Consider the following 19,480-nt stretch of genomic DNA (forward strand, 5'->3'; position numbering starts at 1 on the left):
ATGATAAAAAATACTGAGATAAAAGGCTATATGATCATAATGTTCGCTTTATTTTTTCTATTTATTATCTATCAGTATATGACACATCAACTATTTTACGATCATTTAAAAAGTGATTCGATTACAACCTGGGGGGAAATTACCGCCAGATTGGTTGAACAAAATCCTGAGAATGAAGCAGAAATTATGAAAGTCTTAACAAGCAATTCTTCTGATTCCAATGAGTATCAGGAAAAAGGAAGAGAAATCTTTAAACAATATGGATTATATGAAGATTTGGAGACAGAACTTTTTCCACTTTTAAATAACAATATTTTTAGCCATAATCAATCAATTTTTTGGGGGTTGATTATTTTCGGATGTCTATTGTTTTTGGCAAATTACATACAATACACTATTTTCTTCAATAAAATCAAACAACTTACTTCGACTGCCAAAAAAATAATCGAAGGGGATTACTCGGTTACAATAAATGAAAATAAAGAAGGCGATATTGCCAAACTAGTAATTTCTTTGCGTTCCATGAAAGATATTATTAGAAAAAGCATGAGTGATTTGCTTGAAGAAAAGAAGTTTTTAGGTCAAATATTACAAGACATATCCCATCAATTAAAAACACCGCTTTCGACGATATCCATCTACAATGAATTGTTATTGAATGAAGACTTGCCCCGTCAGCAGCAAGTTCAATTATTGCAAAATAATGAAGTTCAAATCAGCAGAATGAATGTCTTGATTCAAAACTTGTTAAAAGTCGCGAAAATTGATGCAAGAGCTATTACATTTGATAAAGAGCCGTTAAACTTGGTGGAAACGATTCATGAAGTTTTAAATCGTTTGGAAAATATGATCAATGAAAAAGATTTGTTAATTGACTGGGATGAGCCGGAAGAAATAGTAGTTTTCCACGATAAATTATGGATGCAAGAAGCTTTGGTGAACTTGTTAAAGAATGCGATTGAGCATTCCAAACATGGTGATAAAATCACACTTCAACTCAAAGATACACCCATTTATACGGAACTTGTGATTCAAGACTTTGGAGAGGGGATTGCAGTTGAGGAATTACCGCATATCTTTAATCGATTCTACAAAGCAAATAGTTCTAAAAAACATGATTCGACGGGGATTGGCTTGGCGTTAACAAAAGCAATTATTGAAGCGCATCAAGCCTTAATAAAAGTTGAAAGTGAGAAAAATGCCTATACAAAATTTACAATAAGCTTCATAAAATTTTAGAATGAATGAGTATACTTACAATAATCTCATGGGTGGTTTTCGTTTTTAGTGCTATAGCTGGTATCTATGCTATTTATGCTATAATCAAAAACAATCATACAAAGAAATATCTCTTATGGCTGCAATATTGTAGGCAGTCATAATTTGCTTATACTTTCTAGAAAGTGCGAAAATTAAAAAAGAATTAAGGGGAGTATGACGATGCTTGAAAATAAATTAGGTATCACAAATCAACTTGAATTGAATCGAACAGAAGAACGGCTTTCAAAGAAGAAAGCTAAAGAGTTATACGATTCAGGGAAAATAAATAGCTTAGAAGTAGGCACTTTCAAGGGTCTTTCTGAAATTCATCGCTATCTATTTGAGGATATTTATTTCTTTGCTGGAAAGGTTCGAGAGGTCAATATAGCAAAAGGGAATTTCCGATTTGCTCCAATCATGTATCTTAGAGCATCTTTAGAGCATATCGATACGATGCCACAAACAACTTTTGATGAAATTGTTGAAAAGTATGTTGAAATGAATATCGCTCACCCTTTCAGAGAGGGGAACGGTAGAGCTACTAGAATTTGGCTAGATTTAATCTTTAAAAAAGAACTTCAAAGGGTTGTTGAATGGAATAAGATTGATAAGGAAGATTACTTGTTGGCGATGGAACGTAGTCCGATTAGAGACGTTGAAATTAAGCAATTGCTCCAACAAGCATTATTAGATGAAATTAATAGCCGTGAAGTTTTCATGAAGGGTATTGATATTAGCTACTATTATGAGGGATATACTGAATATGATATAGAAGATTTATAATAGAAAGGGCTGAAATTCAGTCCTTTTTTACTTTTTAATAGGGGCAAAAAAGGAGCTAACTAAATAGCTCCTTTTATTTATGATTAAAACTAAGATGTTAGGTATCTTTGATTGAAATGTGCGCGAAATCAAAAGAATAGTTTTGGTTATTCCGAAAAGACACTGGCTTCTTTAACACAGGACCAACCTTGTATTTATTTTTCTTCACTTTCTTAAACACACTTTTAAACGTATCCGACCTCACTCTCATCCCACACCTGAAGGAGTAGGCTTTCCCGTTTGGAAAATCAAGTTTTACAATTTAGTAAGATTAAAAGTCATATTGTAAGGGAACAGTCATTCATTTATCAAAAGATAACGTTTATGTTTAAAGTATCAAAAATAAGGAGCTGGCAAAATGAAAAAAACAGTAGCTTTTTTATGTATTAATGCTAAAAAATATAGTTTTCTATTAGGAGATTCTGAATGAATAAATTAAATACGTATGAAAGAATAGACACTATGGATTACTTACGAGGGTTTGCCTTGCTGGGGGTACTTCTTGTGAATAGCTTTCAGGTTATGGATTCGTCCAACTATAATGAATTACACGGAGTATTATATTCTATATTCAACAGGGAATTTTACCCTATTTTATTCTTCTTATTTGGATTTGGGTGTTATCTTTTTATGAATCGATCCAAACAAAAAATAAACAATAGATACCTTTTGTATTTCCGCAGAATCGGTTTTTTATTTGTACTAGGACTGATTCATACATTATATGCACCGCCAGGGATTACCGATGTATTAATGGTGTATGCAGTACTTGGCCTGTTTATGGCAATATTTTTTAAAAGAAGTAAATGGAACAACTTAATAATAACGATTTCACTAATAGCCTTATCTATTGTTACAGCTTTTTATCAACCGTATTATGGTGAGAGAATAGTATGGCTAGATTTACTATCCAACATAAGTAAATGGTTTGCACCGATGATGCTAGGTTTTACGATGGGGCAATTTAATTTTTTTGAAAATATGCATGGGAAATTAAAGTATATTTCGGTTTTTTTAATAGTTAATATTTGTACTTATGTATCTTTATTTTATATAAAGCTGTCAATTGACATTACTCCTGCAGGAACAGAAATGCTAGAAGATTATATTGTTCCTTTTATGATGATGAGCAGTTTCCTTATTATTTTACAATGGGATAGAGCAAAAATGATATTATCTCCATTAAAATTTTATGGACAAATGTCTTTAACAAATTATCTTGCGCAAAGTGCCTTACTAATTGTATTTAGCTTCCTAATTGGTATGACACCTATTCATTCATTAATAGTGTGTTTCTTAATCCACGCTATTTTAATTACTTTTAGTATAGTATGGTTAAAGTATTTTAAAATGGGGCCAGTTGAATTGTTATTACGATACTTTACTTATTGGGCGAAAGTTCCGAATAAGAAAAAAATCATTAAAGAGAGTTTTAATGAAGCTTGATTTACCTAATTACCGTAAAATATGCTGAAAAAACAAAGTTTAAGTTTATATTCGTTTGCGTGATAGGGCATTAAGGGGTCACTAGACTAAATGTGACCCAATGCATCCCTTTAAAAATTTCTTATCTGTTTTAGTAAGGAATTGAGTTCATTCGCCTCTTTTTTAGTCTTAATCAGTGTTATGATCCAAGCAAACAAATAGAGTAATAAAAAACCACCAAGGAAATCTACGCTTAGAAAATGATCTGACCACTTGTTATATAAAGATATAGAAAAGACTACTAGAAACATCATGATAAAATGAATGACTAAAGCAAACAAATAGTTCATTTTTTCAATGTCAAAAATGATTGTAAAAATACCTGCGCAAGCTGAGATTATGAATACACTAATAATCTCAGCTTCTGAAGAAATGATATTTTTTCTCGATAGTAAAACCATCATATAAATAAATGCACCAGTGCCTAAACCTGAAAATAGTCTGTTTTTTAATTGCAACGAAATGTCTTCCTCTCAAAATAAGATAGGCTTGTTTAATTCTTTTTGTACATAATATGTATAAAGAATTCCTCCGAAGAAAAGTCCGATAGATAGTCCATTTATGGCAGAATAAATGATATTAAATGAAAGGTCATTATAAAATGATGGCGAGATGCCTAAAGTTACATTTAAGAGATACTTCACTAAAAAATTTATTAGAATAATGATTAATGGAAGATAGCACTTCTTTCTGATGATTACTGATTCCTGTTTGAAGAACATTTGATATTTTTTGTACAACAAATAACCAATTAAAGTCCCAGGAAATATGAAAAAGAAATAGCTAATCAAACAAATTTCTAAGTGAGAAAATTGAGAGATCATTTTTTCAAATCCCCATATCATAAATATGAAAGGAACTAAAAACATTTTAGATAAATTGATTGGCCTTTCCTGGGAAATAGCGATACCTCTTTTTGTTAAAATAATTAATAATATCCATACTGACAATGGCGTTCTTAAAACTACTTCTCTAATGATGTTATACATTCTTTATTGCCTCCTTTGATGTTATTCATAATGGCATCAAAGAGGGAATAAAGAAATACGTCTAAACATATGTGGTGAAAATCAATACATAAGTGGGCTTTTGGAATATCTTGTTAGTGTCTTTTTCAAAGAAGATACATATTTTCTTGACACAATTACTTTCTCTTCATTCGATAGAATTGCTTCAAGATTACCGTTAGGTTTAACCGAAAATTTATTTAAAAAATGAATATTGATCAGGATCGTTTTTGAGATTCTGATGAAGTTATTGGGAAGATCATGCTCCAATTTATATAAAGGGCTTTTTGTTTCAAAAATAGTATCATTTGTATAAATGAATATTTTTCGTTCAAGATATTCTAAATAAAATATATTGGAATAAGGAATTTTTTCTTGTTCGTTTTTGGATGTAGACTTTGCTAGTAAATAGTTGTCGGAGCTTTTTTCAAGAGTTGATACGATATCTTGAATAAAAGACGTTACTTTGTGAATGTTAAATGTACATGATTCTTCTTTAAGTTTTTCTATAATTTTAATGTTAACCTTCATTTAAGACATATTTTCCTTTCAAAATTGGTTGTTAGTAATTTAAAGTGAATGTAAAGAGTATATCAAATGTTACGCTGATTTTTATAATTGTAGGATAGTTTTTACCAAGATATACAAAAGAATCATAGATTTATGAACTAAGCTATTTCTAAGCAGAGGAATCTGTCCGTAGAAATGGCTTTTTATTGTATGTAAAAATTTGTTTGAAAAATTCAGTCTTATATCATTTTTAAAACCTACAATGAAGTCAAAGGAAAGGAGTAGTGTAGATGAAGATGAAAAAAATTAGTCTTGTTGTAGTTCTTATATTGACAGGTTTTATAACAAATGACGTAGTCGTACATGCAGATGATCACGAACATAAAGATAAAAAACATGAAAAGTATAAAGAATATAAGGACTATAAAGACGACGATGATGATGACGATAAGAAATATTACTATGACGATGAAGAAGAAGGGGAAACTTATTATTTTCAAGACGCAGTAAGTGCGAAAGGTACTTGGAATATTTGGACACGAACAGTTGCTGCAGATAAAGAAGTGCTACCTTTTATAAACTCTCAAAAAGTCACGTTAAAGGTAGAAGGGACAAATAAGGAGCTAAGCTTTTTTATTGTACCAAAAGACGGTGAATTTTTTGTACCGGGTAAAGCAGTAGCACAGGCCCTAGGAGCAAAAGCGACATTTTACAAAGAAAGTAAAATTTTAGACGTCCGAAATGGAGCAAATGAATTAATTTACCGAGCAGGAACTAACGTTGTTTATGATAACAATGTGAAAACACCATCTCCTGCACAAGTATTTTACATGAATGAAGAATTATATGTACCGATTAGTACAATAACGAATGGCTTAGGCTATATAGCAGAGTGGCAAGAAAATAATCAAACATTTGTCTGCCAACCAATTACGAATTAGGGGGGAAGCACTATGAAAGATCCGAAAAAGGCAAAATGGGTATTAGGGGCGTCAGGGATACTTTTATCTGCAGCGATACTAACCCAAATTAACAATCCAACAGAAGCCGAAACTACACGTACAAAAAATATTCAGGAAGTAGATCAGAAAAATATGACGGAAAAAGAAAAAGAACTAGCTCAGCTGGATTGGACAAACTTTGAAATGACAAGTCAGCCTGCTGTTAAAAGCGAGCGCAAAACGAAAAGAACTTAATGGAGTTGGTCGTGTGGATACACTAACTTTGCAAATAATGAATACTGAATTTTATATAGCTATGCCAAAAGGTGTTTATTTCGTATGGAAAGATAAAGCGGAGAAATGGCTTCAATACGTAGCAAAAGAATGGTCAAGATTTCAAGTGAATAATGAATTATCACAACTAAATGATTTGAAAATTGGAGAAACGCTACGCATTAATTCGTTACTGTATGATTGTTTAATGCAAGCAAATCAATATTATCAACTTTCTAACGGTTTATTTTCACCGTATCTTAAACGCCAATTAGAACAGCATGGCTACAATCAATCTTTTCCATTTGATGCAGCTAACATCAAGGTATTTCAAAACAAACCTCTGATTACAGATCAACCATTTCAATTTCTAGGCGATGAACAAGTAATGAAGGTAGCTCAGCAGGAAATTGATTTAGGTGGATTTGCCAAAGGGTATGCCATTGAAAAATTGGCGAAGTGGCTTGAGCAAGAGATATCTCCCGATTTCGGACTAATAGACGGGGGAGGGGATATGAAAATGTGGTCTTCTGGGGAAAAAACTTGGACAATTGGTGTTGCAGATGCCTGGGATATCGACAAGGAAATTAGCTCCATCAAAATGAAAACAGGTGCTATCGCTACATCCAATCGAGTTTATAGAAGCTGGATGCAAGGATCCATGAAGAAACATCATTTATTAAACGGACAAACAGGTGAAATAGCCAATACAGAAGTCTTACAAGCTTCAGTCGTAACGTCCTCATTATGTGATGCAGAGGTTGGTGCCAAACTATGCTTTCTTATGGATGAAGGTGAATTGCAGCAATGGTTCGAAAATAATTGTCAACAAAGTGCCCGCTTCCTTGTTAAAGAAGGGCAAGTAGCAAACTGGAGAATGACGGGGGTGAAATAAATGATCATCAGTACGTGGGAATGGATTCGATTATTAGGGTTTTTAGCGTATTTTTATTTTACAATTTCCATTATATTTGGTTTGTTGAGAAAAGCATCATTTGTCAAATCCCATAAAAACTTAATTTATCATATACATCAAAATGCTGGATGGCTAGGATTAATTACCGTAATTGCGCATATGTTAGTGCTTTTAATCGATCATTATCAGCCTTATAGTATAATGGGGATTTTAATTCCGTTCTCCGCTAAATATCAGTCTCTACCATCGGCACTTGGAACAATAGCATTTTATTTATTTTTAATGGTAATCATGACATCGGATTTATGGATTCGAACAATGAATCGCTCGTTATGGAAAAAGCTACACTTTCTTGTGTTACCAGCATGGGCATTATCACTTGCTCATGGAGTGTTAATAGGAACGGATACAGAAAATACGTTGATTATCATGTTTTATGTAGTTTCTGGGGGAATTACGGTGTTAGTGCTGGTAGCGAGAACAATAAGCCAGTTCATGAAAAGAGTAAATATTTCAACGTCACACAATAATTAAGAGGAAGTGGGGCTGTTTTAAAAAGCCCCGCTTCCTTTAAGTTAAACAATATTTATATAGGGAATTCAATATGGAATGTAGTGCCTTGATCTACTTTACTTGTCGCGTAAATTTTCCCATCATGTTGCTCAACTATTGCTTTTGCTATGGCCAGACCTAAGCCAGTGCCATTTCGTTGACGAGCAGCATCACTTCGGTAAAATCGCTCAAACACTAAAGGCAATTCCTGTTCAGTCATACCAACGCCACTATCAGCAACAGTAATTTTTACAGATTCTTTATTTTTTAAAAGCGCAAGCGTTATTGCTCCACTATTTGTATATCTTATCGCATTGTCTAAAAGAATATAGAGCAGCTCTTGTATCTTTGAAGCATCACCAAGCAGCTCGATGTTTTCTTGGATTTCAGTAGAAAACTGGATTTCAGGAGGCATAATCCTTTGGAATTTCGTGCTCACTTTTTTGAGTAAAGTTGATAACGGTATGGTTTCTTTTTGAATGGAGACCTGCTGCTGATCGTGTCTTGCTAAGAACAGTAGTTTATCTATGAGCTCTTTCATTATTTCAGCCTCATCTTTTAAATCCGCAATCAATTCTTTTCCAAAAGGACTTAATTGCTTTGCTTCCTCATCTTCTAAAATTTCAAGTGAACTATAAAAAATACTTAATGGTGTTCGTAATTCATGGGAAGCATCGGATACGAACTTTTTTTGTTTATCGAACGACCATTGAATAGGGATCATCGCTTTACCCGCCATATAATAAGCCAGTAGACCGATTAAGACCGTAGAAATACAAGTTAATACTATTAGTAAATACTTTGTCATTTGGAAAAAGTGATGCTGTGACGTCACAGATTTACCAACGATTATATAACCTGCTACTGTATCGTCATTGAAAATTGGCTTTTTTAGAAGTAGAAAATGCTCTTCTTGCCATTCATAATGTTGTATGAGCTCCTCATCTGGATTTTTATTCCCTAACGCTTTTTCAATTTGATTTTTCAGTCCCTTGTAAGATTCATCACCATGGACAAACTTATGATCCTTTGTGTAAATATAGTAAAAAAAACTGCGATTTGGGTCAAAATTTAAAGTTTTAGTGTCTGCATGAACATGTTCAAAGAAATCATGCTCTTGCTTACCATAAAAGTCTTCTAATTCGTTTATTTGTTGATTTTCCATTAATTTTACGAGGGAAAAGTATATAACAATAACGAATAGTGAAAATAACAAAAAGTAAAGCGTTGCATACAAATAGGATAATTTTTTTTTCGTTTTATGAAACATTAGTCTTCCCTCAGTTTATAGCCAATCCCTCTAACATTTTGAATACGTGATTTGGATTGACCATCATCAATTTTTTTTCGAACAAGCTTGACTAAAGCATCTAAGGAATTATTCGAAACATCGTAATCGTAGCCCCAAATATAAATACAAATTTGTTCTCTAGTTAGTACACGACTTTTATTGATAAATAAATACTCCAAAAGTAAAAATTCATTTTTAGTTAGATCAACTACTTCATTATTGTACAAAAACACACGAGAATCTACATTCAGCTGTAATTGATCGATCTGGATGACCTGTTCTATCACTTTATCTTTTCTTCGTAGTAATGCGCGAACTCTTGCTAACAGTTCCTCTATTTTAAATGGTTTTACTATGTAATCATCTGCGCCACTATCAAGACCTTTAATGATGTCCTCTGTGTCGTCCTTCGCTGTTAGCATTAAAATACTACCATTGAATCCAGTGTTTCGTAGCTGCTGGCACACTTGAATTCCACTAAGGTGCGGCATCATCCAATCTAAAATAACAAGATCATATTGTTCTGTAAGCGTATGGTCTAGCGCTTCCTGTCCATTCTCCGCTTCAGTCACATTATGAAATTCTTTCTTTAAAATATGAACGATATTTCTTCTTAACCGTGCATCGTCTTCTGCTAGTAATATTTTCAAAGCAGCTTCCTCCTATTTACTATATTCAACTAAGTATACGCATATAAAAATGAAATGAAACTGAAAAAAGTTCCTTACTCCATGATATGTATTCCATACTTCGATAAGAGTTGAAGTTTTTCCTGTCTATAATGTTCTTAAACATAGAAATAGGGGGACAAATAATGAATATTTATAAATTTACAGCATTGTTAGTTTTAACGACCTTTTTAATGGGATCTTCGTTTGCCATTGTTAAATTGGGATTGCCTTATGCATCTCCACTGTTATTGGCTGCACTCCGCTTTCTACTGGCAGGGATTTTGATGGCTGTCGTCGTATTAGCGTTAAAAAGACCTCATCCTACTTCAAAAGAAGGCTGGATGAAAATTTTAACGATTGGAGCATTTCAAACTGCGGGTGTAATGGGCTGTATTTTTTTAAGCTTACGGACAATTACAGCAAGTGAATCTTCTATTCTAACGTTTACGAATCCTTTGCTTGTAGTTATATTCGCTACAATATTTACGAAAGCGCGTTACCGATTGTATCAATGGTGTGGTGTTTTCTTGGGGTTAATTGGTGTTACGATTACAATGGGTATACAGATTGAAGGTGAAATCGGCATTCTTTTTGGTTTTCTTTCAGCTGTTTTTTGGGCAATTGCGACATTACTAGCTAAAAAGTGGGGAGTATCATTTGATACATGGGTGCTTTCAGCCTATCAAATGCTTTTTGGTGGTTTACTACTTTTAATAGCAAGTTTCGTGTTAGAACAACCATTTTTTACTGTGAATGTTCATTCAGTATCCATTTTATTATGGCTTAGCATTTTCTCGTCAATTGTTCAATTTGCCGGCTGGTATTATCTTTTACAAAATAGTGATCCTGGAAAAACGAGTGCCTTTTTGTTTTTAGCTCCTTTTTTCGGCGTGATAACAGGCTGGATACTATTAAATGAACCATTAAAACCATCGCTAGTCGTAGGAGGGCTGTTTATAATTGTCGGTATTTATTTGGTGAACCGTAACTTTACGGCTAACGCAAAAAAAATATCCGCGGGGAGTCGAATATAGACTGTCCGCGGAAAGTAGGCAGAGCCCTGTGCTAGTTTATACATCTAACTGAAAAACGTCTTTAAAGCCAGCCCTTCCTTTTTCAGTCACTTTAATGGCACGAATAGACGGGACACGAGTCACCCAACCCAAACTTAAAAAATGTGTAAGCATTCCTTGACCAAGAGCACCAGCTAGATGATAACGTCGTTCACTCCAATCCAAACATGCATGGGAAAATGATCGACGCTTTCTTTTTAAATCATCTAAATCAAGACCGAAATCTATAAAAAATTGTGCACCTTCAGCTGTTATGAGAAACTGCTTTTCTTCTAGTTTTAAATAGCCTGCGTTAACCAAAGAGTCTGTTAATTGAACACCTAGTTTACCAGCTAAATGGTCATAGCAAGTTCTTGCACCTTGTAGTAATTTCATTTGGCTTGATTGCTTTAATGAGCGTACTTCAGGTGGTGGAGAAATCGCTAGGAAGGATTCTAGTAAATGAGCAATTTCTTCGTCTGCTAATTGAAAATATCGATGACGGCCTTGTTTCTCTACTTTCACAAGTTTACCGTCTACTAACTTTGCAAGATGAAAGCTAGCTGTCTGGGGTTTAATGGCAGCCATATAAGCTAATTCACTTGCTGTATGAAAACGACCATCCATCATACTAGCTAGCATCGTAGCTCTTGAAGTTTCTCCAAGGAGAGAAGCAATTTCAGCCATATTTGGATTAATACTCATTTGTCACAATCCTTTCTGCATTCCATATTTCGATTTTCATAAAAGTATTTATCGTTTACAATAATACATAAAAAGGTGGGAGTAAATAGCTATGGAAACATATTATGCTGTAATTTTTACATCACAAAGAACAGATGAGGATGGGGAAGGCTATGCCAAGATGGCAGAAGTGATGGACGAACTAGCACAAAAGCAACCTGGATTTCTTCGTGTAGAAAGTGCTAGAGATGCTGAAGGGAAAGGAATTACTGTATCCTATTGGGAGTCACTAGAGGCCATCCAAGCATGGAAAGAAAATTCAAAACATCTAGTTGCACAGCAATTCGGAAAAGAAAAATGGTACATGGAATATAACGTGGAAATTTGTACAGTCATAAAAGATTATTCTTTTACAATGTAATCGGGAAACGTCAAAACCAAATTTAGGAGAATTTAATATATGACTATTTTAGAAGAATGGCATGAACAAAGAAGAAATTTTAATCCTTCTGATCCAGCCAGTATTAATCAAATGCATGAGTTTAAGGAAAAAGTGAAACTTCAAGAGCAAACTGAAGGTAATTTTAGGATACTCGCAGACATCTACTGTATGCTTAGGATGTATTCGGATGCCTATAAGATTTTCACTTTAGTTATGGATGTAGGGAACAAGAAAGATCAGAAAAAATTTGGATCAATAAAATATTACATAGATAATCCGAATTGTGTGAAGCCTTTGTATCCTTGTAAAATTAGAGAGGATAAAATAATTAAAACAATAATACCTAAATTTAAGTATTTGCCAGACCCATTAAAATCTAAAATCTTTGAAGCGGAAGAAGATGTAACTTGTGATTGCTGCGAACAGGAAGTAGATGTTTATTATACTGGAAGTATTTATGCTGTTGAAGAGGTTGATTATCTCTGTCCTACATGTATACATAGTGGTGCAGCTGCTAAAAAATACGACGGTTCTTTCCAGCAGGACTTACTAAATGATGAGAATGTTATAAATTCCAGTTTTACTGAGGAAGTAATGTGTAGAACACCTGGTTTTATTAGTTGGCAAGGTAATAATTGGATGGCTCATTGCTCAGATTATTGTGCATTTATTGGCTATGTTGGCTGGAGTGAGTTAGTGGAGTTAGGCATTACCGAACAATTTGAAAATTATACTGGTTTTTCTATTGAAGAGTTATCAGAATCACTTATGAATAATGGGCATCATCAAGGGTATTTATTTCGATGCTTAGAATGTGGTCGCTATGTCCTTTATTCTGATTTTAGTTAAACGTGAAAACCAGTATATCTTCATTCAGTAGAAGACTCCTACCTCTTAAAGTGGTGAGATGAATGAGGATGTGGTTTATTTTCAAGGTGTCCAAACATCTACTGAAATAGAGGAACTCAGTCTAAGAACGCCACGTCCTGTGGCAACGACTGAGTGACCAACATCGTATTGGCCTAAAGCCTCCGGTGGATGTTACGGATTTTTTAAAGGAATGAATAAAGGAAGTTAGCCTAAAACCTTCGCATCCAGCTAAAACGGCTAACTGACCTACATCGGTAAAAACACCACGTCCTGTGGTATTACCGAAATGACCGACATCGTGTCGGCCCTCGTGCAGGCCAGGGCACAATTCAAAATCCGAACGCAATTACGCCGAGGCGTAATTGATCTGATGAGGGGGAGGAGAATTGGACAATTTTTTTCAACGTTATATAGATTCATGGCGTTTTAATGGTTGGTTTATCCACGATATCTTTTTAGGCATTGTCATTGGCGTTGGGCTTTTATTAGTATTGTATGCTTTGTTCAAACGCCGATTTAATTTTGCTCTTGTCATAACTTTTATCCTGTACGCTTTTTTAGGGAATCTTTTGATGATTGCTTTTGGTTTAGCTGGTCGAAGCTTCCCTATCAATTCAGAATCACCTATATATACAGATGATGCACAGAAAATTGCTGTCCAAATGGTTAAAGGATCTGAAAATAACGGTACAGGTAATGGCATTACGCAAATTATTTCACATCATCAAATTATTGCGATTAATTTGCAAACAGGTGAAAAACAGTGGACGAAATCCTCTTCAAGTAAAGAGACTTTAATAGGCAATTTTATGGGGGGACTTCTTGTTCATCATCGTGACGGTGAATACGGGAAACTTTCATTATTAGATATGAAAACGGGAAAAGAAAAGCTCTCTGAAAAAGAATTTACGGAAAAGCATAAACAGTTAATAGATGTTTTAGATATAGGTTCTCACAATATAGTTTTATTAGAGAATAATCTTTATTTAGAGGGTGTCGATGGGAAATTTTATCGCTTCGATGGCAAGAAATTAGCTGAAGATAACAAAGCTGAAAAATATCTTTCTACAAAATTTTTCATAGAATCCGATATTCCAGGTTATTTTGCTTCGCACAATCAACCGTTGGAGGATTATGAAGATGTTCGAGAATTTAGTAGCAATGTATTAGCTGAACCTGCCATACAAGTATACAAGAATTTAGATCCTGCCGTATTAGATGTTGATTTGCAACAACAAACAGCTATTGTATCTTATCGACAAACGAAGCGAGAAAGTGCAGACAGTATCGTATTATTATATGACATGAAAAACCATCGCATTATTTGGGAAGAAAATATAGGTGTTGTTAACGCTGAGCAAAAAAATCCGGGTGTTCGTACATTAGAGAACTACTTTGCGATTCAAGCAGGAGATGAGTTTTTGTTGTTAGATAAGAATACGAAAAAAGAAATGTTCAGATATCAGCTACGTTGGAATCGCCCAGTTCAGTGAAAATTAAAGAGCGTAGAATTATTTATCCCCTCCAAGTAACGACTTGTGAGGGGGTTTTTTATAGAGTTGCTCTATATATCACAAAATGATATATTATTTAATGATATATCATTTTGTGATATATTGGAGGTGTAGACAATGAAATCATTAGAGCAGTTAACAGATTCTGTTTTTTATATTATGGCTGCCTTAACGGAGCCTCGACATGGTTATGCTGTCATGAGTTTAATAGAGGAGACAACAAAGGGGACTTTCGTAGTTGGTCCAGCATCCCTTTATACAATTATTAAAAAACTATTATCTGAACAACTTATTCAGCTACATGATGATTCGGATTCTCGGAGAAAGGTCTATGTCTTAACGGATAAAGGTCGAGAAATATTGCTCGAAGATATTGAAAGAAGAAAGGTCATGATTCAGTTGGCAGAGCAGGGACTACAAAGGGGGCAAAAATAGTGCGAAATAAGAGATATATGGCATCATATGGTTTAGCTTTTTTTGAGGAGCGCGATATGAAAGAATTAAGTGAAAAAGCGGCAAATGGGTGGCATTTAAAAAGATTTCGATGTGCTGGCTATGGGCTAGAGAAAGGTGAACCAGAAGACGTCATTTTTAGTATTGATTATCGTAAATTACCGAAGGATGAAGAAGAGGAGTATTTTGAGCTATTTGCTTACGGTGGCTGGACACATGTTTGTTCTAGTGCAGATATGCATATTTTTAAGGCAGCACCAGAAACTACACCCATATATAGTGATGCTGAGTCTTCTATTGATAAACTAGCGCGTCTTGCAAAGCCTGTAAACCTAGCTGCATCTATTTCTCTTGCTATAACGATGGTTTTGTGGATATTTATGATGTTTACCACTGGGACAATTCAACACGTTGCAGAGCAAGGATTTGAATATTCCTTTATTTTTACTGTTCCAGCAGTGATGACTTCTGGTGGAGTATACTATCATATGTGGAAGAACCTACGATTAAAATCAAAGCATATATAAAGAACGAACAGCTGAAGTTTATCAGCTGTTTTTTTCATGTTCGGTAAAATGAGGGGGTGGGTTTCTGTTTCAACTAGGCGATTCCGATGAGCCGCTTGGTCAAAGCGTAGTGTTATGAAGAAAAGATAAACTGAACCACAGGAAAAGCTGACTTCATGTCGAAGTATTAGTATGTAGAATATAGATATCTAATTATTTTGAAAATATTTGGGGTGTTTTAGATCATTATATTACAATCTAGGCATGTCCAATGTTTGATGACAATATAATAGTACAGTTGCCTACATTAATTAGTAGTACACTTGCAAAGTAGGAAAACTATAACTAACTACTCAGTGAGAAAGGATAGGATGGAATGAATATTGGGAATAGCGTTGCGCTTATTGTAAGTCTGATTTTTTCAAGCATTTTGGTTCGGGCAATATATCGCGTTTTTGTGAAAAAGAAAGTACCTACTATGACCTATACACCATATGATGATGCCATGAATGGTGGAGGTAAACATGACAATTAAATGAGTGGTTACAAACATCAAACAGTAAGCTGCAGGCTTCATATAACTAATAGTATAAAATATGAGAATCTACTATTATTTCAATAAGAAATAATAGTAGATTATTTTTATTTTATCAATGATAAGATTTACGAAGGGATTTTATCCTGTATTGGGTATTATTTAATCAAGGGACAGTCAATAATTTTGTGTAAATGACAATCCAACCTTTTCGTATAGATCAAAGAATGATTTTGTTTTTAGGAAGGTTAGTTTCAGACATAGCCGTGGTTGATTATGTAGGTACAGCCCTTACTTTTCAAATGTGTATTGGTTTCTTACTTACTATATTTTCAATAAATCTAATCCCTATTATACAGAGGATCATTGGTTGGGAGTGGGTCTTTACAATATTAGCGATTGGACCTATTCTTGGAATTGGATTTATGTTCAAATATAGACGCTACGAAATAACTAATGAGAAAGTGTAATTATAACTTTTAAGTATTATCTCTATCACAAAAAATGAATAGCCTCAAATTGAAAAATCCAATCGTTTTGATTATTTCTTTCAAAACAATTGGATTATTTTAATGGTAAATCAATATTTTTTTTAGTGATGTAGCTCAGGCTTTCTTTTCTTTCGGGTATCCGATGAGGATAGCAATGGTTCCACAAATTCCTATAAGGACTGGATAGAAAGAGTATTGCAGCATGCTCACTGGCGATATTCCGGCTACACTAGCGGCTGCTAGGAATTGGGCTCCATATGGCAGTAGACCTTGGATCGTACAGGAGAAAATATCTAATATACTTGCGGATTTTCTCGGCTCAATCTCATACTGTTCAGCAATATTTTTTGCAAGTGGACCAGCAATTAAAATAGCAATCGTATTATTGGCCGTAGATAAATTTGTTAAACCCACTAGGCCGGCAATGCCAAATTCAGCACCTTTTTTCGATTTAATCCTTTTTGTTGCAAGGTGAAGTAGAAAGTCAATCCCTCCGTTAAACTTAATAACCTCCACCATTCCAGCTATTAATATCGCAAGGAATGCCATTTCATACATGCCTGACATTCCTTCGCCGATCTTTTGAAAAAGGCTCATTAAGTGATAGCTGCCATCCGCTAAGCCAACAGCCCCGGCAAGAACAATCCCAGATGCCAGAACAAGGAAAACATTCATTCCAGCTAACGCTAAAATAATAACCAAAACATAGGGAACAATTTTTACCCAACTATAGCTTAAATGCTCCACTTGTGCAGTTTCACCCATTGTGATAACTCCTAAAATAAGGCTCGTTACAATAGCTGCCGGCAACACAATCCAAAAATTCACCTTAAATTTATCCTTCATTTGTGCACCTTGTGAACGAACGGCAGTAATTGTTGTATCTGAAATAAAAGATAAATTATCGCCAAACATCGAACCGCCAACAATCGCTGCCATTACTAAAGCCATGGAAAGGTCGATATGCTCGCTTATCCCAACTCCAATTGGAGCCAGTGCAACAATCGTTCCCACCGATGTACCCATTGATAGGGAGATAAAGCAGGCGATGATGAACAAGCCTACGACAAGTAAGTTTGGCGGAACGACCGATAAAGCAAAGTTTACAGTGGAGTCCACTGCCCCCATGCCTTTTGCTACCGCTGAAAAGGCACCAGCCAAGAGAAAAATAATGACCATCAGCATGACATTTAAGTTTCCTGCGCCTTTGCAAAAAATATCAACCTTTTGCGCAAACGATTCTTTTCGATTCATTGCCAAAGCCACAGCGCCTGAAATAGAAATGGCTACAATGACAGGGAAGGCGTAAAAATCACCTGTAATAACCCCTGAACCAATAAATAAAATTAAAAAAACAACAAATGGGATCAGCGCCCATGGATTCTCTTTCTTCATGTCTACCTCCAAAAAATAAAATTGGACACGTCTTTTGTCCATTCTTTTTACGATAAAAAGGCCTCTTCTTGTAACAACAAGAAGAGGCCTTATATCTATAAAACACTCCTCTTATCTATCAAGCCTTTGCCTGCTGGATTTGGCACAGTAACTTAAATCATAAGTTCCGCTGCCGAGATTTCATCGGGCCAGTCCCTCCATCTCTCTTGATAAGAAGCAAATATATTATTTTTTTTCACAATAATAAATATTATAATAAAAAGTCGATTTTTGCAACATATTTTTAATCAAGCTTGGTTTAAAAGCTATATTAATTAAGGAAATTGAACAAATAAGAGGTTTAGAGGATAGGAAAGCGTGAATTTTTGGTGTCGCTGTTTTTACGCAGCACAACTTGATTTAACAACTGAAAGGGGGAAAAAGGAGGCGCCCTTAGAATTGGAGGGGCGCCTCACCTAAAACATTTGTGGTAAAAATTCCGTCATAAAGCGTTGATTTTTACGTAGCCATATTTTTAAAATCATACGATGTGTTAGGAGGCGTTGTCTTTTTTGTGGTCTAGCCTTTGCTTCTATTAAACTTTGTAGTAGAGTGCATGTTTCTGTTGCCAATCCTTGAGGATCTACGAGGACGTCAAGTTTATAATCAATTAACTGAGCAGCCTGAACCTTTGCAAGTAATTGTGCAAAGCGAGTATTCATTTCTGGAAAGTTTTCTTCTAGTTCTAAGTCGATTAAAGTATATAATGTTTGTTCAATTTCAGCTTCGAGCGCTTGTAATTGTTCAATGGACGGCTGTGTCAAAAAATCACCTCTAGTATTTCAAAAATGCTGCTACACAAGGACAAAGCCAAGTGCCGCGAAAAGTAAACCGAATAAAACTGTAGTGCATATATAAATAATCGCTTGCCTCCATTTTTTCTGCTCTAAGAGTTGCAAACATTCAAAACCAAATGTTGAAAAGGTCGTATATGCTCCTAAAAAACCAAGCCCTATAAACTGCCAAATCCAATCACTTGGATGTAATGCAAATAGAAAGCCAAGTGCAAAAGAACCCGTTATATTAATAAAAAATGTTGCCCATGGGTATGTATGGACAATCAATTTTCCTAGATAAAATCTTGTTAGTGCACCCAAAAATCCACCGATACCAATCATTATCATACGAAGCGCCCCTTTGCTAGTTTAAATCCTAGCCATGCACAAGCTAAACCGCCAAAAACACTTACAAAAATATAAAGAACGGCTTGTAGCCATTTACTATCCTGCAAAAGTAATAGCGTTTCTAAAGAAAATGTTGAAAAGGTTGTAAAAGCACCAAAAAAGCCAGTACCAATTCCTATAATAACAGGTGTTCGCTTTGTAAACGTTGTAAATAGCCATGCTAAACAAAAGCAGCCAATTAAGTTCATACAAAGTGTCGCAAATGGAAAACCACCGTTATTTGAAAGTACTAGACCAAGGCTATATCGACAGATGGCACCCAAAAATCCGCCGATTCCAACAGCTAAAAATGATTTCAAAGTAAAGACTCCTTATTAAAATGTCTATATTAAAAAGTGTATCATGAGATACCCATTTTAGATAATAGTTAGGCGTTAAATTAAAGTTGGGTGATAAATTAAAAAAGTTAGGCGATAAATTTAAAAATTAGGGCGATAAACCTTGAAATTGTTCCGATAAATTGATTTGGACCCTATCGAACTAGCTTTGTTCGACAGGGTCTTCCAGCGATGTTTCAATAACATGTTTTAATTGAAAAATAGAAGATTGTTGACTTTCGCTCTTCTTGAAAATAAAGACAGTTTCTA

24 protein-coding genes, 1 pseudogene and 1 riboswitch are annotated in these 19,480 nt (G+C 34.6%); of the genes and pseudogenes, 14 read left to right on the forward strand and 11 right to left on the reverse strand.

Annotation, left to right across the window (positions count from 1 at the left end):
• On the forward strand, positions 1–1,239 hold the full coding sequence (locus ACMZ42_RS19425; protein ID WP_415732447.1) for an ATP-binding protein: 1,239 nt from the start codon (positions 1–3) through the stop codon (positions 1,237–1,239).
• Positions 1,240–1,440: 201 nt separating this feature from the next.
• Positions 1,441–2,043, forward strand: a complete 603-nt coding sequence (fic, locus tag ACMZ42_RS19430) for a protein adenylyltransferase Fic (RefSeq protein ID WP_415732448.1) — start codon at positions 1,441–1,443, stop codon at positions 2,041–2,043.
• Between the two features lie 109 nt (positions 2,044–2,152).
• Here the strand turns inward: fic and ACMZ42_RS19435 are convergent.
• A pseudogene (locus ACMZ42_RS19435) lies at positions 2,153–2,269 on the reverse strand (RNA-guided endonuclease TnpB family protein); the annotation flags it as partial.
• Between the two features lie 239 nt (positions 2,270–2,508).
• On the opposite strand from ACMZ42_RS19435, the gene ACMZ42_RS19440 reads away from it, so the two are divergent.
• Positions 2,509–3,528, forward strand: coding sequence for a DUF418 domain-containing protein (locus ACMZ42_RS19440; RefSeq protein WP_415732449.1), 1,020 nt, complete (start codon positions 2,509–2,511; stop codon positions 3,526–3,528).
• Between the two features lie 110 nt (positions 3,529–3,638).
• Here ACMZ42_RS19440 and ACMZ42_RS19445 read toward each other — a convergent pair whose 3' ends face one another.
• The 3 genes from ACMZ42_RS19445 to ACMZ42_RS19455 all read right to left on the reverse strand — a co-directional run bounded on the left by ACMZ42_RS19445 (position 3,639) and on the right by ACMZ42_RS19455 (position 5,105).
• Positions 3,639–4,025 carry a DUF3021 family protein gene (locus ACMZ42_RS19445; RefSeq protein WP_370082613.1) on the reverse strand — a complete coding sequence of 129 codons (387 nt, stop codon included), beginning with the start codon at positions 4,023–4,025 and terminating at the stop codon, positions 3,639–3,641.
• A 15-nt stretch (positions 4,026–4,040) separates the two neighbouring features.
• Positions 4,041–4,556, reverse strand: coding sequence for a hypothetical protein (locus ACMZ42_RS19450; protein ID WP_370082615.1), 516 nt, complete (start codon positions 4,554–4,556; stop codon positions 4,041–4,043).
• Positions 4,557–4,637: 81 nt separating this feature from the next.
• Positions 4,638–5,105: a LytTR family DNA-binding domain-containing protein gene (locus ACMZ42_RS19455; protein ID WP_402870451.1), complete on the reverse strand. Its 468-nt coding sequence runs from the start codon at positions 5,103–5,105 to the stop codon at positions 4,638–4,640.
• Positions 5,106–5,374: 269 nt separating this feature from the next.
• Between ACMZ42_RS19455 and ACMZ42_RS19460 the strand changes: the two genes are divergently transcribed.
• From ACMZ42_RS19460 to ACMZ42_RS19475, 4 genes are read left to right on the forward strand one after another with little or no spacing between them, the layout of a single operon-like run.
• Entirely contained in the window at positions 5,375–6,025 is a 651-nt protein-coding gene (locus tag ACMZ42_RS19460; RefSeq protein ID WP_370083392.1) for a copper amine oxidase N-terminal domain-containing protein, read from the forward strand.
• Between the two features lie 12 nt (positions 6,026–6,037).
• Positions 6,038–6,280 (forward strand): hypothetical protein, encoded by a 243-nt coding sequence (locus ACMZ42_RS19465; protein WP_370083393.1) that lies wholly within the window; start codon positions 6,038–6,040, stop codon positions 6,278–6,280.
• A gap of 13 nt (positions 6,281–6,293) precedes the next feature.
• Positions 6,294–7,193, forward strand: a complete 900-nt coding sequence (locus tag ACMZ42_RS19470; RefSeq protein ID WP_415732450.1) for an FAD:protein FMN transferase — start codon at positions 6,294–6,296, stop codon at positions 7,191–7,193.
• The gene (locus ACMZ42_RS19475; RefSeq protein WP_415732451.1) at positions 7,194–7,748 is read left to right on the forward strand and encodes a ferric reductase-like transmembrane domain-containing protein; all 555 of its coding nucleotides are present in this window, start codon (positions 7,194–7,196) and stop codon (positions 7,746–7,748) included.
• Between the two features lie 52 nt (positions 7,749–7,800).
• Here ACMZ42_RS19475 and ACMZ42_RS19480 read toward each other — a convergent pair whose 3' ends face one another.
• Positions 7,801–9,036 (reverse strand): sensor histidine kinase, encoded by a 1,236-nt coding sequence (locus ACMZ42_RS19480; RefSeq protein WP_415732452.1) that lies wholly within the window; start codon positions 9,034–9,036, stop codon positions 7,801–7,803.
• Positions 9,036–9,707, reverse strand: a complete 672-nt coding sequence (locus ACMZ42_RS19485) for a response regulator transcription factor (protein ID WP_415732453.1) — start codon at positions 9,705–9,707, stop codon at positions 9,036–9,038. The genes ACMZ42_RS19480 and ACMZ42_RS19485 overlap by 1 nt, the downstream gene beginning before the upstream one ends.
• Before the next feature lie 164 nt (positions 9,708–9,871).
• On the opposite strand from ACMZ42_RS19485, the gene ACMZ42_RS19490 reads away from it, so the two are divergent.
• On the forward strand, positions 9,872–10,762 hold the full coding sequence (locus ACMZ42_RS19490; protein ID WP_415732454.1) for a DMT family transporter: 891 nt from the start codon (positions 9,872–9,874) through the stop codon (positions 10,760–10,762).
• A gap of 36 nt (positions 10,763–10,798) precedes the next feature.
• Here ACMZ42_RS19490 and ACMZ42_RS19495 read toward each other — a convergent pair whose 3' ends face one another.
• Positions 10,799–11,485, reverse strand: a complete 687-nt coding sequence (locus tag ACMZ42_RS19495; protein WP_370083399.1) for an ArsR/SmtB family transcription factor — start codon at positions 11,483–11,485, stop codon at positions 10,799–10,801.
• A gap of 91 nt (positions 11,486–11,576) precedes the next feature.
• Between ACMZ42_RS19495 and ACMZ42_RS19500 the strand changes: the two genes are divergently transcribed.
• The 6 genes from ACMZ42_RS19500 to ACMZ42_RS19525 all read left to right on the forward strand — a co-directional run bounded on the left by ACMZ42_RS19500 (position 11,577) and on the right by ACMZ42_RS19525 (position 15,784).
• Positions 11,577–11,885, forward strand: coding sequence for an antibiotic biosynthesis monooxygenase family protein (locus tag ACMZ42_RS19500; RefSeq protein ID WP_370083400.1), 309 nt, complete (start codon positions 11,577–11,579; stop codon positions 11,883–11,885).
• A gap of 39 nt (positions 11,886–11,924) precedes the next feature.
• Positions 11,925–12,755: a CbrC family protein gene (locus ACMZ42_RS19505; protein ID WP_402870464.1), complete on the forward strand. Its 831-nt coding sequence runs from the start codon at positions 11,925–11,927 to the stop codon at positions 12,753–12,755.
• 407 nt (positions 12,756–13,162) lie between these two features.
• Positions 13,163–14,269: a PA2928 family protein gene (locus tag ACMZ42_RS19510; protein WP_415732455.1), complete on the forward strand. Its 1,107-nt coding sequence runs from the start codon at positions 13,163–13,165 to the stop codon at positions 14,267–14,269.
• Positions 14,270–14,407: 138 nt separating this feature from the next.
• Complete coding sequence (locus ACMZ42_RS19515; RefSeq protein ID WP_370083403.1) at positions 14,408–14,725, forward strand: PadR family transcriptional regulator; 318 nt, start codon at positions 14,408–14,410, stop codon at positions 14,723–14,725.
• A complete protein-coding gene (locus ACMZ42_RS19520) occupies positions 14,725–15,270 on the forward strand; it encodes a DUF2812 domain-containing protein (RefSeq protein WP_370083404.1) in 546 nt (181 codons plus the stop codon). Before ACMZ42_RS19515 ends, ACMZ42_RS19520 begins: the two co-directional genes overlap by 1 nt.
• A 355-nt stretch (positions 15,271–15,625) precedes the next feature.
• Complete coding sequence (locus ACMZ42_RS19525; protein ID WP_415732456.1) at positions 15,626–15,784, forward strand: DUF3951 domain-containing protein; 159 nt, start codon at positions 15,626–15,628, stop codon at positions 15,782–15,784.
• A gap of 605 nt (positions 15,785–16,389) precedes the next feature.
• Here the strand turns inward: ACMZ42_RS19525 and ACMZ42_RS19530 are convergent.
• The 4 genes from ACMZ42_RS19530 to crcB (ACMZ42_RS19545) all read right to left on the reverse strand — a co-directional run bounded on the left by ACMZ42_RS19530 (position 16,390) and on the right by crcB (ACMZ42_RS19545) (position 19,192).
• Entirely contained in the window at positions 16,390–17,670 is a 1,281-nt protein-coding gene (locus tag ACMZ42_RS19530; RefSeq protein WP_370083406.1) for a Na+/H+ antiporter NhaC family protein, read from the reverse strand.
• Positions 17,671–17,778: 108 nt separating this feature from the next.
• Positions 17,779–17,886: riboswitch (SAM riboswitch) on the reverse strand.
• Positions 17,887–18,125: 239 nt separating this feature from the next.
• Positions 18,126–18,473, reverse strand: coding sequence for a hypothetical protein (locus ACMZ42_RS19535; RefSeq protein WP_197143467.1), 348 nt, complete (start codon positions 18,471–18,473; stop codon positions 18,126–18,128).
• Positions 18,474–18,503: 30 nt separating this feature from the next.
• Positions 18,504–18,833, reverse strand: a complete 330-nt coding sequence (crcB, locus tag ACMZ42_RS19540) for a fluoride efflux transporter CrcB (protein WP_415732457.1) — start codon at positions 18,831–18,833, stop codon at positions 18,504–18,506.
• Entirely contained in the window at positions 18,830–19,192 is a 363-nt protein-coding gene (gene crcB, locus ACMZ42_RS19545) for a fluoride efflux transporter CrcB (protein ID WP_370083409.1), read from the reverse strand. The genes crcB (ACMZ42_RS19540) and crcB (ACMZ42_RS19545) overlap by 4 nt, the downstream gene beginning before the upstream one ends.
• Positions 19,193–19,480 lie beyond the last annotated feature (288 nt).

The sequence above is a fragment of the Lysinibacillus sp. NPDC056185 genome, assembly GCF_047737915.1.
Taxonomy (GTDB): Bacteria; Bacillota; Bacilli; order Bacillales_A; family Planococcaceae; genus Lysinibacillus.